This is a genomic window from Streptomyces sp. NPDC059567 (assembly GCF_042735655.1).
GTDB lineage: Bacteria > Actinomycetota > Actinomycetes > Streptomycetales > Streptomycetaceae > Streptomyces.
Window position 1 is genome coordinate 1 of sequence record NZ_JBHWBS010000126.1, and the last position, 12,487, is coordinate 12,487.

Sequence of the window (12,487 nt, forward strand, 5' to 3'; positions counted from 1 at the left end):
CGGGGTATCAACTAATCTGGCGTTGATTTTTGGCACGCTGTTGAGTTCTCAAGGAACGGACGCTTCCTTTGTACTCACCCTCTCGGGCTTTCCTCTGGGCTTTTCCCTTCGGTCTTTCGTGTTTCCAGCTTAGCAGATCCGATTTCCGTTTCCGCCACCCGCTGGAGCGGGTTTGCCGTTTCCGGAATTCGCTTTTCGCGCTTTCCCTTGCGGCGGCTTCAAACACTACCAGGCTTTTTCACTCCCCCCGACCACCCCTCCGCGGACATGCAGAGGTGTAGACCACTGGGGTTAGGATCTGGCTTGATAGGTGCTGCCGACCCACGACTCAAAGTCGCGTTGGGGTCAGGCAGGAGTACGACAGTACATCCCACCGTCAGTAGAGGCAAATCGTTTCCGGCTAGTCCCTAGGTCCGCCAACTGGTACGTCTCGTGCGGAACCGGGACTTCGTATGACATACGCTTCTGAACAGTACGCCGTCCAGGACAGGTAGTGACGGCGCCACACAATCTCCGCCCCTGGGAGGCTTCCCATGACAACCGTGACGTCGCCACTTGCTGGACGCGCCATCGGTCTCGCCGCTGTACCCGACCCGGTCTTCTCCGGCGCGATGGTCGGACCCGGCACCGCCATCGACCCCGTACGTGAGCCGTCGGAGGCCGTGTCTCCGGTCGACGGCGTCATTGTGTCCCTGCACCCGCATGCGTTCGTCGTCGTCGACGGCGAGGGCCACGGAGTGCTGACCCACCTCGGGATCGACACCGTTCAGCTCAACGGGCAGGGCTTCGAGCTGCTCGTGAACAAGGGGGACACCGTGACGCGGGGACAGGCCGTCGTCCGTTGGAACCCTGCCGAGGTCGAGGCCGCGGGCAAGTCCCCCATCTGCCCCGTCGTGGCCCTGGAGGCCACCGCCGACTCTCTCTCCGATGTCGTCGACAGCGGCGACGTGAAGGCCGACGACCAGCTCTTCAGCTGGAACTGAGGCCGGCGTCGTCCTCGTGACGACCACGAGTTCGACATTCATCGCGGCGGCCCGATGCCGCCGCTCTATCGGAGACGGGTGAGATGGAGACAACGCTGCGAGGCGTCGGCGTCAGCCACGGAGTGGCGATCGGCGAGGTCCGGCACATGGGCACGGCGGTTCTGGAACCGCCGGCCAAGCAGATTCCCGCCGACGAGGCGGAGCGCGAGCAGGGGCGCGCCCGCCAGGCCGTGGAAGCTGTGGCTGCCGACCTGATTGCGCGCGGCAATCTGGCCGGGGGTGAGGCACAGCACGTGCTGGAGGCCCAGGCGATGATCGCCCAGGACCCGGAGCTCATCGCCGACGTCGACCGCCGGATCGCGGTCGGCAGCACGGCCGAGCGCGGTATCTACGACGCCTTCTCCCACTACCGCGAGCTGCTCGCGGGCGCGGGTGAGTACATGGCCGGACGCGTGGCCGACCTCGACGATGTGCGGAACCGTATCGTCGCGCGTCTGCTGGGTGTGCCGATGCCGGGTGTGCCGGACAGCGACGAGCCGTACGTGCTGATCGCGCGGGACCTGGCTCCCGCGGACACGGCGCTGCTCGACCCGACGCTGGTCCTCGGTTTCGTCACCGAGGAGGGCGGGCCGACCAGCCACAGCGCGATTCTCGCGCGGGCGCTGGGTGTGCCGGCCGTGGTCGCTCTGCCGGGCGCGGGTGAGATCGGCGAGGGCACGGTCATCGCGGTGGACGGTTCCACGGGCGAGATCTTCGTGGACCCGACCGAGGAGCGTAAAGAGCGGATGACGGCGGCCGCCGCCGAGCGCAAGGCCGCGCTCGCGGCGTCCAGCGGTCCGGGCGCGACCTCGGACGGGCACAAGGTGCCGCTGCTGGCCAATGTCGGTGGTCCGGCCGATGTGCCGGCCGCGGTGGAGGCCGGGGCCGAGGGCGTCGGTCTGTTCCGTACGGAGTTCCTCTTCCTGGACGACAGCAAGAAGGCTCCGTCGGAGGAGAAGCAGATCGAGGCGTACCGCAAGGTGCTCGAGGCTTTCCCCGAGGGGCGTGTGGTCGTGCGGGTGCTGGATGCCGGTGCGGACAAGCCGCTCGACTTCCTGACGCCGGCGGACGAGCCGAACCCGGCGCTGGGTGTGCGGGGTCTGCGTTCGCTGCTCGACCACCCCGAGGTGCTGCGGACGCAGCTGACGGCGCTGGCGAAGGCCGTCGAGGGCCTGCCGGTGTACCTCGAGGTCATGGCGCCGATGGTGGCCGACCGCACGGACGCGAAGGCTTTCGCCGACGCGTGCCGTGAGGCGGGACTGCAGGCGAAGTTCGGCGCGATGGTGGAGATTCCCTCCGCCGCTCTGCGGGCACGTTCGATCCTGCAGGAGGTGGAGTTCCTGTCGCTGGGCACCAATGACCTGGCTCAGTACACCTTCGCCGCCGACCGTCAGGTCGGAGCGGTGTCGCGGCTGCAGGACCCGTGGCAGCCGGCGCTGCTCGACCTCGTGGCGCTGTCCGCCGAGGCTGCCAAGGCCGAGGGCAAGAGCTGTGGTGTCTGTGGCGAGGCCGCTTCGGATCCGCTGCTGGCCTGTGTGCTGACCGGTCTGGGTGTCACCTCTCTGTCGATGGGTGCTGCGTCGATTCCGTATGTGCGGGCGACGCTGGCGAAGTACACGCTGGCGCAGTGTGAGCGTGCCGCCGCGGCGGCTCGCGCGGCGGACACGGCCGAGGAGGCCCGCGTGGCCGCGCAGGCGGTGCTGTCCGGGGAGTGATCCCGGCACGTCGTGGTTGTTGAAGGGGCTTGCCGTCACATGTGTGGCGGGGAGCCCCTTCCGCGTCAGTGGTGGGTGGGCCAGTCCTCGTCCTCGGGGGTGACGGGGAAGCCGGCGCGGTAGTCGACGTGGGGTTCGGGTGGGAGTGGTTCTCCGGTGTGGGCGTCGGTGCAGTAGGCGCTGAACACCTCGGCTTCGGTGAGGGGGTGGAGTGTGCCCTGGGTGAGGCGCCAGCCGTGGAGGCGGTCGCGTGCTCCGGGGCTCGTGGTGCGCAGGACGACTCCCCCTGGGCTGTCGTGGGCGATGCCGGCGGCGAGGACGGTGGCGAATTCGGCTCCCGCGCCGCTGTCGAGGTGGGCGGGTCCGTGCTGGTCGCGGGTGGCGTGGAGCACGGCGAGGAGTTGTTCGTCCGCGGCGGGGACGCTGCAGACGAGGTGGTGGGTGCCGGGGCCCGCGGCTTCGAGGAGGCGCATGAGCAGGTGGGAGGCCCGGTCGAAGGCGGCGCGGCCGATGTCCTGTCCGCAGTCGGCGCAGTCGCCGGTGTCGGTGAGGAGCAGGGCGGCGTACTCCCAGGTGGCGCGGCGGACGGCTGCGTCGATGAGGGTGGGGACGAGGGTGGTCATGGGTTGGCCGGTGTAGGGGATGCGGGCTCCGGTGGCGGCCAGCTCGGCGGTGAAGCGGCTTCGACTGGCGGGGCGGTCGGGGTCGAGGCCGGTGTCCTCGCAGTACTGCGCGTACTCCTCGGGGTCGAAGAGGGCGACGGTGGTGTGCCCGCCCTGGCCGGCGAGTGACTTGAGCAGGCCCTCGATCTGGCGGAGGTAGGCCGGGTGGTCGTCGAAGGCGAAGGTGTCGTACCGGCGCATGGCGGTGAAGTCGTCCTCGTCGGCGAGGAGGCCGACGGTGCTGGGGACTTCGCGGCGCAGGGCGCGGCGCAGGGTCGTGGTGGTGCCGGGTCGTGTCATGGTCTCCCCCTGAGCGCTGTCAATCAGTGCTCACTCACCGTAACCGACGCCACTGACAGTGACGGCTTCGTGATCCGGTCGCGGATCACCCGGTGCTGCGCCGCGCCCGCGGCGACGAGGCCGAGTCCGAGGAGCGGCCAGGCGAGTGCGCCGGCGGTCATCACGCCGGTGACGAGCAGGGGGCCGGCGAATCGCTGGGTGGATTGAGCGAGCCCGTGGACGCCGAGGTAGGCGCCCTGCGCTTCGGCGGGGGCCAGGGCGACGGAGAGCTCCCAGGAGGAGGTCGCGTGGACGATCTCGGCGAAGGTGAGGGCGATGACGGCGACGACGAGGGCCGTGATGGCGAGGGTGCGTCCGCCGGCCGCGGAGGCGGCGAGGGCGAGGGTGCCGACGACGAAGAGGCCGGCGAGCGGGACGAGGAGACGCCGGGCGGCCTCGGCCGTGGCGCCGAACCGGGCGAGCGGGACTTGGAAGAGCACGACCAGGACGGTGTTGAGGACCAGCAGCAGCGGGGCGAGCCCGACGGGTGCGGCGGTGGCGTGGACGATCCAGAGGGGGATGGCGACCTGGAGGATCGTGTCGTCGAGGAAGAGGGCGGCGTCGGTGGCCGTGTAGCCGAGGAAGGTGCGGTCGCGCCACGGGCTCGTGGGTGTGGCGGCTGTTCGGTCGCCCGCCGCGGCGGAGGTGGCGGCGATGCGGGAGGGGGCGGGGGGTTCGGCGCAGCGCAGGGTGAGGACGGCGATGACGAGGTAGGTGACGACATTGCCGATGAGGAGGAGCCCGTAGGCGCGGGTGCTGCCGGTGGCGAGTGCGGCGGCTGCGCCGAGGCCGCCGATGGACCAGCCGATGTTGACGGTGGTGCGCTGGATGGCCTGGTAGCGAACGCGGTCGGAGCCGGCGAGGCGGGCCGCGTACAGCTTGATGAGGACGCTGCCGGCGCGGTCGGGGAGGGCGCCGAGGGCGGAGTAGAGCGTCAGCAGAAGGAAGTTGTCGGTGGTCAGGAGGGCGAGGAGGGCGGCGCCGCGCATGAGTTGGGCGCCGACGATGATCCGGACGAGCGGGAAGCGGTCGGCGAGGCGCCCGGCGAGCGGGGCGCCGGCGATGCCGACGCCGCCGGAGATCGTCATGAGGAGGCCGACCTGACCGAGGCCGAGCCCGGAGACGTAGGTGAAGTAGAGGACGGTGCAGCCGGCCCAGAGGCCGGTGCCGATCTTGTCGATGATGCTGACGAGGAGCATGTGGCGGCCGTCGCGGCCGCCGGGTATGCGGTTCAGGACCGTGCTGTGCCTCGGAGTTCGACGACTCACTCGGTTCCCCCTTGACCGGAGCATTGTATTGATACATAGTTCAGTACGTGGCAACACAATATTCGATTGTCGGGACGACGGCCAAGGGGATTGCCGCGTCCGTTGAACAGGCCGTGGCCGAGGGCGGGCTCGGCCCGGGGGACGCGCTGCCTCCGGTACGCCGGCTCGCGGACGAGCTCGGGGTCAGTCCGGGCACCGTCGCCACCGCGTACAAGGAACTGCGGCAGCGGGGCGTCGTGATGACGCGTGGGCGGGGCGGGACCGTCGTCTCGGAGGTGCCGTCGGTGGCCTCGCGCCGGCCGCCGCGGGTCCCCGCCGGTCTGGTGGATCTGGCGGGCGGCCATCCCGACCCCGCGTTCATGCCGGATCTACGGCCGCCGGCCCTCGTGCCGCCGGTGTACGGATCCCACCGCGCGGCTCCCCGGCTGCCGGCCCTGGAGGAGCTGACCCGGGCGTGGTTCGAGCGGGACGGGGTGCCGACGGACCATGTGACGTTCGCGCACGGCGCGCTGGACTGCATCGCACGCCTGCTCTCCACTGAGCTGCGGCCGGGGGACGCGGTGGCGGTCGAGGATCCCGGGTTCCACCATCTACTGGACCTGGTACCGGCCTTGGGGCTGCGGATGGCGCCGGTCGCCGTGGACGGCGAGGGCCTGGTGCCCGACGCCCTGCGGACGGCGCTGCGGGCCGGCGTGCGGGCGGTGGTGTGCAGCCCACGGGGGCAGTGCCCGACGGGCGCGTACGTCACCGAGGCGCGGCGGGACGAACTGGTGGCGGTGCTCAGGGAGTTCCCGACGGTCCTCGTCGTCGAGGACGACCACAACGCCGACATCGCGGGGGCGCCGGCCTTCACCCTGGCCGCGGCCGGTCTCGAACGGTGGGCGCAGGTGCGGACCGCGTCCAAGCACCTGGGGATCGACCTCAGGTGGGCCGGGCTCGCCTGCGACGCGGCGACGCTGGCACGGCACGACGGGCGGATGCTGATGACGTCCGGCTGGGTCAGCCACGTCCTGCAGGAGACGGCGGCCGGGCTGCTCGCGGACGGGGCGGTGACGCGGCTGGTGGCGGCCGGTGAGGCGGCGTACACCGCGCGGCGCACAGCGCTGATCGACGCGCTGGCGGGTCACGGCATCGCCGCCGTCGGGTCGAGCGGGCTGAACGTGTGGGTGCCGGTGCGGGACGAGTCGGCCGTGGTCAACGGGTTGCGGACGCGGGGGTGGTGGGTCGCGGCCGGGGCGCGGTTCCGCATCGCGACGCCGACAGCAGTGCGGATCACGACGGCGGCGCTGGAGGCGGAGGCGGCGGGGCGGCTGGCCTCGGACTTCGCCGAGGTGCTGGGCGAGGCTCAGGCGACGTACGGGGGGTAGTGGCTCTCTCCCCGTCGGGGGATGGGATCCGGAAGGCACCCCATCCCCCTCCGGCATGACTCACTTCGCCCGGTCGCGTGCCAGCTTCTCATAGAAGGCGAGCAGGTCGAGGTTGTCGACCGAGCCCGGGTTGACCGCCTTGGACATCGGGGCGCCCTGGAGGAGGCGCTTGACCGGGACCTCGATGCGCTTGCCCGTGAGGGTGTGCGGGACGGCTGGGACCTCGATGATGTCGTCGGGGACGTGGCGCGGGGAGAGTTCGGTGCGGATCGTCTGCTTGATGCGCTTGATCAGCGCCTCGTCCAGCGTCGCGCCCTCCGCGAGGTGGACGAAGAGCGGCATCCAGTAGCCGCCGTCCGGCTCTTCGAGGCCGATGACGAGGGATTCGCGGATCTCCGGGAGCCGTTCGACGGCCTCGTAGATGTCCGCGCTGCCCATCCGTACGCCCTGGCGGTTCAGGGTGGAGTCGGAGCGGCCGTGGATGACGACCGAGCCGTGGTCCGTGATGGTGATCCAGTCGCCGTGGCGCCAGACGCCGGGGAACATCTCGAAGTAGCTGTCGCGGTAGCGGCTGCCGTCCGGGTCGTTCCAGAAGTGGATCGGCATGGACGGCATCGGGTTGGTGACGACCAGTTCGCCGACCTCGCCGATCAGCGGCTTGCCGGACGGGTCCCAGGACTGCAGGTCCGTACCGAGGCCGGCGGCCTGGAGCTCGCCGATGTGGACGGGGAGGGTCGGGACCGCTCCCGCGAAGCAGGAGCAGACGTCCGTGCCGCCGCTGACCGAGGCGATCCACAGGTCCTCGCGGACCTCGTCGTGCAGCCAGCGGAAGCCGTCGGGCGGAAGCGGGGAACCGGTGGTCGCGACGCACTTGACCGCCGAGAGGTCGAAGTCCCGCGCCGGGTGGACGTCCGCCTTGGCGCAGGCCATGACGTACGCGGCGGAGGTGCCGTACAGCGTCGCGCCGGTCCGTTCGGCCACCCGCCACTGGGCGCCGGTGTCGGGGTAGCCCGGGCTGCCGTCGTAGATGACCACGGTGGTGCCGGTGAGCAGGCCGGAGACGAGGAAGTTCCACATCATCCAGCCGGTGGAGGTGTACCAGAAGAACACGTCCTCGGGGCCCAGGTCGCAGTGCAGACCGAGCTGCTTGAAGTGCTCGATCAGGATGCCGCCCTGGGACTGCACGATCGCCTTGGGCAGGCCCGTCGTGCCGGAGGAGTACAGCACCCACAGCGGGTGGGAGAACGGCACCTGCTCGAAGACCGGCTCCACGTCGGCGGAGGTCAGGTCCGACCAGGCGAGGGCTCCCTCGGGGGGCTCGGTGCCGAGGAGGGGGATGTGGATCACGGCGCGGAGGGTCGGGAGTTCCGCGCGCAGCTCCGCGACCGTCTCACGGCGGTCGTGCTCCTTGCCGCCGTAGCGGTAGCCGTCGACGGTGAAGAGGGCGACCGGCTCCACCTGCTGGAAGCGGTCGAGGACGCTGCGTGCGCCGAAGTCGGGGGCGCAGGAGGTCCACACCGCGCCGACGGCGGCCGTGGCGAGGAGGGCGGTGACGGCCTCCGGGATGTTGGGGAGGTATCCGCTGACGCGGTCGCCGGGGCGGACGCCCAGGGCGCGGAGCTCGGCGGCGAGCGAGCCGACCTGGCGGCGCAGCTCGGCCCAGCTGATCGGGCGCGGCTCATGTGTCTCGTCCACATGGAGCAGGGCCGGGTCGTGGGGGCGCTCGGCGGCGGCGCGCAGGGCGTGCTCGGCGTAGTTGAGGGTGGCTCCCGGGAACCACTCGGCGCCGGGCATGGAGCGGTCGCCGAGGACGCGCTCGTACGGGGTGGAGAAGCGGATGTCGAACCATTCGGCGACGGCCTGCCAGAACGACTCCAGCTCGTCCACCGACCAGCGGTGCAGGGCCGGGTATCCGCCCTCGGCCGGGGCTCCGTGGCGCTCGGCGGCCCAGGACTGGAAGCGGGTGACCGCTGCGGCGGCGATGCGTTCCTCGTCCGGCTGCCAGAGCGGCTCGGTGTGCGCTGATGTCATGGGGCGGCTCTCCCTGGGCGTACGCGGGTCTGCGTGTGTCGCGCGCACGTGCTGGGGTGTGCGCGTGACGCGGCTGACAGGGACGATGCCATGTGATCGTCTTTCGCACCAGGGTTCCCCGCCCATGGTCGGACGTCTGAATATGTGCTCCCACCACGGGTGAACGGCAGTTGAACGAACCGCGCGGGGGCCTCGCCGAATGGCAGGGTGAGCTGCATGGACGGTCGTGAGCTGGTGCGTTCGGTGAGGGTGTTCGGATCGGTGCAGGGGTTGCGGGCGGTGCGTGCGGCGTGGCGGCAGCGTCGTACGGATGCGTGGGGGTTGCCGCCGAGAGGGACGGAGCGGGCCCGGGTGCCGGGTCCGGTGGGCGGGGCGGAGCCGCTGCCGGGCGGCGGGATCATCCGGTTCGCCCGTTCAGAACTGCGGATCACCGTGTCCGCCGGGGGCACGGTCTTCTGGGGCTGGGACGGGGCGGAGCCGCTCCCGTCGTACGCGTTGGACGGTGAGCCGCCGGAGCCGGACCCGCGGGCCGAGCTGGAGCCGGACACCGACGGCGGTTGGAGGGTGGTGTCGGAGCGGGTGACGGTCGCGGTGTCCCGGCACGGAGCGGTGGAGATCCGTACGCCCGGTGGCGTGGTGCTGCGCCGGGACCTGCCGCCGCGCTGGTGGGAGCCGGTCGCGGGCGGGCCGGCGCGCTGGGTGCAGCGCAGCGAGGTACCGGCGGACGCGCGGTTCTTCGGGCTCGGCGGGCGGGCGTCGGGGCCGCGGCTGCGCGACGGCTCGTACCGGCTGTGGAACACCGACCCCAAGGGACGCTTCTCCCCCGGCGACGATCCGCTGTACATCACCATGCCGGTGCAGTTCGTCGTCTCGGACGCGGGCACGCATCTGGCCTTCCACGACAACTCCTGGGACGGCCACGTCACCCTCACCGAAGGTGAGGAGGGCGCGGGTTCCGGACACGACCGGCCGGGGACGAGCGAGGTCCGGATGGGGGGCGGACCGCTGCGCTGCTGGGTCGTGGTCGGCACCCCCGCGCGCGTGCTGCACGGCTGGGCGGCCCTGACGGGCGCGCCGGCGCTGCCGCCGTCCTGGGCGCTCGGTCCCCAGCACGCGCGCTGGGGGTTCGGCAGCGAGAAGGAGGTGCGGCGGGTGGTGGACGGCTACCGCGAGCGGGGGCTACCCCTGTCCGTGCTGCACCTGGACATCGACCACTACGACGCGCACCAGATCTTCACGGTGGACCGCGAACGGTTTCCCGATCTGCCGGGGCTCGCGGGCGAGCTGCGGGAGCAGGGGGTGCGGCTGGTGTCGATCGTGGACCCGGCGGTGAAGGCGGAGCCGGGGAACGCGGTCTACGACAGTGGTTCTGCGGCCGGCGCGTTCGTCCGCGACGGGCGCGGGAACGAGGTGCACGGGGCGGTCTGGCCGGGCGAGTGCGCCTATCCGGACTTCACGGATCCGGCGGTACGGGAGTGGTGGGGCGGCCTGTACGAGGAGCGGCTCGTGCAGGGGTTCTCCGGGATCTGGCACGACATGAACGAGCCGGTCTCCTTCTCCCCCTTCGGGGACCAGACGCTGCCGCGCTCGTCCCGGCACGCCCTGGAGGGGCGGGGCGGCGACCATCGCGAGGCACACAACGTGTACGGGCTGACGATGGCGAGGGCCGGCTACGAGGGGCTGTGCCGGCTGCGGCCGGACGAGCGGCCGTTCCTCTTCTCGCGCTCGGGCTGGGCCGGGATGCAGCGGTACGGCGGGACCTGGTCCGGTGATGTGGCGACCGGTTGGCCGGGGTTGCGGGCGTCCCTGTCGCTGGTGCTGGGGCTCGGCCTCTGCGGGGTGCCGTACTCGGGGCCGGACGTCGGCGGCTTCGACGGGAGTCCGTCGCCGGAGCTGTTCCTGCGGTGGTACCAGCTGGGGGCGTGGCTGCCGCTGTTCCGTACGCATGCGGCGATCGACGCCGGGCGGCGTGAGCCGTGGGAGTTCGGCGCCGAGGTCCTGGAGCACGCGCGCGTGGCACTGGCCGAGCGGGAGCGGATGCGCCCGTACTTCGTCACGCTCGCCCAGCTCGCCCGGCTGACCGGGGCGCCGTACGTCAGGCCGGTGTGGTGGGGCGCTCCGGAGGACCGGGCGTTGCGGGACTGCGAGGACGCGTTCCTGGTGGGCGACGGGCTGCTCGTGGCGCCGGTCCTCGTCCCGGGCGCGGACCGGCGTGCGGTGCGGCTGCCGCGCGGGCGCTGGTACGACACGGCGACGGGGCGTGCCTACGAGGGGCCGGGCCAGGTCCTCCTGGACGCGCCGCCGTCCCGTATCCCGGTGCTCGCGCGGGCCGGTTCGGTGATTCCCGTGCGGGGTGCGGACGGCGGGCTCGAGCTGGAGGTGTGGGCGCCGGCTGCCGGGCGGACGGGAGGCGGGCTCGTCGTACGGGACACCGGGGACGGCTGGGAGAAGGCCGAGATCGAGCGGTACGCGTCGCGGCTCGTGGACGGCCGGGTCGTGGTGGAGCGGGTGACGGACGCGGGTTCGGAGGAGGTGGCGCTTCCGGTGCGGGTGCGGGGCCTGGCGGGGTGACGGCCCTCGGGTTCCTCAGGGTTCGTCAGGATTCCGAGGGCGCCCCTACCGATCGTCCTCAGGTTCCGTAGGTGTACCTCCCCGCGAACCAGCGGCGTACCGCCTCCGTGTGGAGCGGGAAGGCCAGTTCGGCCGGGGCGTGGAGCAGGTGCCATCCGGTGGTCTCGTCCGTGGGGGCGGAGGGCGGCAGTTCGGATGCCTGGCGGGGCGGGAGCAGGCCGAAGAGGAGGAGGTGTCCGGCCGGGGAGCTGAGGGCGTCGGCGAGCCGCACCTCCCCCGCCGGCGCCTCGATCCCCGTCTCCTCGCGCAGCTCGCGGACGACGGCGTCGCGCCAGTCCTCGGCGTGGTCGATGAAGCCGCCGGGGAGCGCGACCTCGCCCCTGGCGGGTTCGATCGTACGCGTGATGACGACAAGTCCCGTTCCTCGCACGTCTGTTGCGGGAAGCAGCGTGATGGCGACGGGCAGCGGGTTGCGGTAGGCGACGGAGCCGCAGGCGGCGCAGGTGCGGGGCCAGTCGGCGGTCTCGGCGTAACGGGCGCCGCAGCTGGAGCAGTAGGAGTCCTTCACGACAGGACCGTACGCGATCACTCTTTCCCGTGCCCCGCGGAACTGATAGACGGTGCACATGAGAGGACTTGCTTCCGTATTCCGTACCGTCGGTGTGCTGGCGTCCGCCGGTCTGCTCGCCGCCACCGCCGCCGTACCGTCCGCGCAGGCCAAGCCGGAGCCGAAGGCCCCGAAGGAGTTCGTGGCGCTGAGCTCGGTGGACCGGACGATCATCCAGGAGATGCGCTACACCACGGTGCACAACTTCGTGGGCGAGAAGGTCGACGGCTACCGACAGCCGCTGTGCATCCTGACCCGTCCCGCCGCCGAGGCGCTGCACCGCGCGCAGGTGAAGCTGCTCGCACGGGGCTACTCGCTGAAGGTCTACGACTGCTACCGGCCGCAGCGGGCGGTCGACCATTTCGTGCGCTGGGCGAAGGACCTCCAGGACGAGGAGATGAAAAAGGAGTTCTATCCCCTGGTCGACAAGTCGAGGCTGTTCGCGGACGGTTACATCGCCGAGAAGTCCGGACACAGTCGCGGCTCGACGGTCGATCTGACCATCGTGAAGCTGCCGGCGGCGCACACCCGCCCGTATGTGCCGGGCGAGCCGTTGGTGGAGTGCTCTGCGCCGCAGGACCGGCGCTTCCCGGATAACTCCGTCGACATGGGCACGGGCTTCGACTGCTTCGACACGTTGTCGCACACCGACGATCCGCGGATACAGGGTGCGCAGCGGGTCAATCGGCAGCTCCTGAAGGGGACGCTGGCGGAGCAGGGGTTCGTGAACCTGCCCGAGGAGTGGTGGCACTTCACGTTCAAGCCGGAGCCGTTCCCGAGCACGTTCTTCGATTTCCCCGTGGCGCGGCGGTCGGTGGCCGGTCACTGATCCGCGGCGGATGACGGGCGGCCGGGGCCGTTCTGGGTGTTCCAGTACCAGAGGGCGGTGGCCCAGGCGACGGACG

9 protein-coding genes are annotated in these 12,487 nt (G+C 71.5%); 5 read left to right on the forward strand and 4 right to left on the reverse strand.

All coding sequences use genetic code 11. From position 1 onward, the window contains the following. Positions 1–533: 533 nt before the first annotated feature. Positions 534–983 carry a PTS glucose transporter subunit IIA gene (locus tag ACFVZW_RS33840; protein ID WP_362372008.1) on the forward strand — a complete coding sequence of 150 codons (450 nt, stop codon included), beginning with the start codon at positions 534–536 and terminating at the stop codon, positions 981–983. An 83-nt stretch (positions 984–1,066) separates the two neighbouring features. After that, positions 1,067–2,737 carry a phosphoenolpyruvate--protein phosphotransferase gene (gene ptsP / locus ACFVZW_RS33845; RefSeq protein WP_384529672.1) on the forward strand — a complete coding sequence of 557 codons (1,671 nt, stop codon included), beginning with the start codon at positions 1,067–1,069 and terminating at the stop codon, positions 2,735–2,737. 65 nt (positions 2,738–2,802) lie between these two features. Here ptsP and ACFVZW_RS33850 read toward each other — a convergent pair whose 3' ends face one another. Further along, on the reverse strand, positions 2,803–3,699 hold the full coding sequence (locus ACFVZW_RS33850) for a hypothetical protein (RefSeq protein ID WP_384529675.1): 897 nt from the start codon (positions 3,697–3,699) through the stop codon (positions 2,803–2,805). 23 nt (positions 3,700–3,722) lie between these two features. After that, positions 3,723–5,006 carry an MFS transporter gene (locus ACFVZW_RS33855; RefSeq protein WP_384529678.1) on the reverse strand — a complete coding sequence of 428 codons (1,284 nt, stop codon included), beginning with the start codon at positions 5,004–5,006 and terminating at the stop codon, positions 3,723–3,725. Between the two features lie 47 nt (positions 5,007–5,053). On the opposite strand from ACFVZW_RS33855, the gene ACFVZW_RS33860 reads away from it, so the two are divergent. Further along, a complete protein-coding gene (locus tag ACFVZW_RS33860) occupies positions 5,054–6,373 on the forward strand; it encodes an aminotransferase class I/II-fold pyridoxal phosphate-dependent enzyme (RefSeq protein ID WP_384529681.1) in 1,320 nt (439 codons plus the stop codon). Positions 6,374–6,433: 60 nt separating this feature from the next. Here ACFVZW_RS33860 and ACFVZW_RS33865 read toward each other — a convergent pair whose 3' ends face one another. Next, the gene (locus tag ACFVZW_RS33865) at positions 6,434–8,404 is read right to left on the reverse strand and encodes an acetoacetate--CoA ligase (RefSeq protein WP_384529684.1); all 1,971 of its coding nucleotides are present in this window, start codon (positions 8,402–8,404) and stop codon (positions 6,434–6,436) included. Positions 8,405–8,620: 216 nt separating this feature from the next. Between ACFVZW_RS33865 and ACFVZW_RS33870 the strand changes: the two genes are divergently transcribed. After that, entirely contained in the window at positions 8,621–10,975 is a 2,355-nt protein-coding gene (locus ACFVZW_RS33870) for a glycoside hydrolase family 31 protein (protein WP_384529686.1), read from the forward strand. A 58-nt stretch (positions 10,976–11,033) separates the two neighbouring features. On the opposite strand, the gene ACFVZW_RS33875 is transcribed toward ACFVZW_RS33870, so the two are convergent. Continuing rightward, positions 11,034–11,603: an NUDIX domain-containing protein gene (locus ACFVZW_RS33875; RefSeq protein ID WP_384529689.1), complete on the reverse strand. Its 570-nt coding sequence runs from the start codon at positions 11,601–11,603 to the stop codon at positions 11,034–11,036. Between ACFVZW_RS33875 and ACFVZW_RS33880 the strand changes: the two genes are divergently transcribed. Continuing rightward, positions 11,602–12,411 carry a M15 family metallopeptidase gene (locus tag ACFVZW_RS33880; protein WP_384529692.1) on the forward strand — a complete coding sequence of 270 codons (810 nt, stop codon included), beginning with the start codon at positions 11,602–11,604 and terminating at the stop codon, positions 12,409–12,411. The two genes, ACFVZW_RS33875 and ACFVZW_RS33880, sit on opposite strands and share 2 nt — an antisense overlap. Positions 12,412–12,487: the final 76 nt, after the last annotated feature.

Coding starts and splice junctions, on each gene's coding strand:
- ACFVZW_RS33840 (WP_362372008.1), top strand. CDS start 534: ATGACAACCGTGACGTCGCCACTTGCTGGACGCGCCATCGGTCTCGCC.
- ptsP (WP_384529672.1), top strand. CDS start 1,067: ATGGAGACAACGCTGCGAGGCGTCGGCGTCAGCCACGGAGTGGCGATC.
- ACFVZW_RS33850 (WP_384529675.1), bottom strand. CDS start 3,699: ATGACACGACCCGGCACCACCACGACCCTGCGCCGCGCCCTGCGCCGC.
- ACFVZW_RS33865 (WP_384529684.1), bottom strand. CDS start 8,404: ATGACATCAGCGCACACCGAGCCGCTCTGGCAGCCGGACGAGGAACGC.
- ACFVZW_RS33870 (WP_384529686.1), top strand. CDS start 8,621: ATGGACGGTCGTGAGCTGGTGCGTTCGGTGAGGGTGTTCGGATCGGTG.
- ACFVZW_RS33880 (WP_384529692.1), top strand. CDS start 11,602: ATGAGAGGACTTGCTTCCGTATTCCGTACCGTCGGTGTGCTGGCGTCC.
- ACFVZW_RS33875 (WP_384529689.1), bottom strand. CDS start 11,603: ATGTGCACCGTCTATCAGTTCCGCGGGGCACGGGAAAGAGTGATCGCG.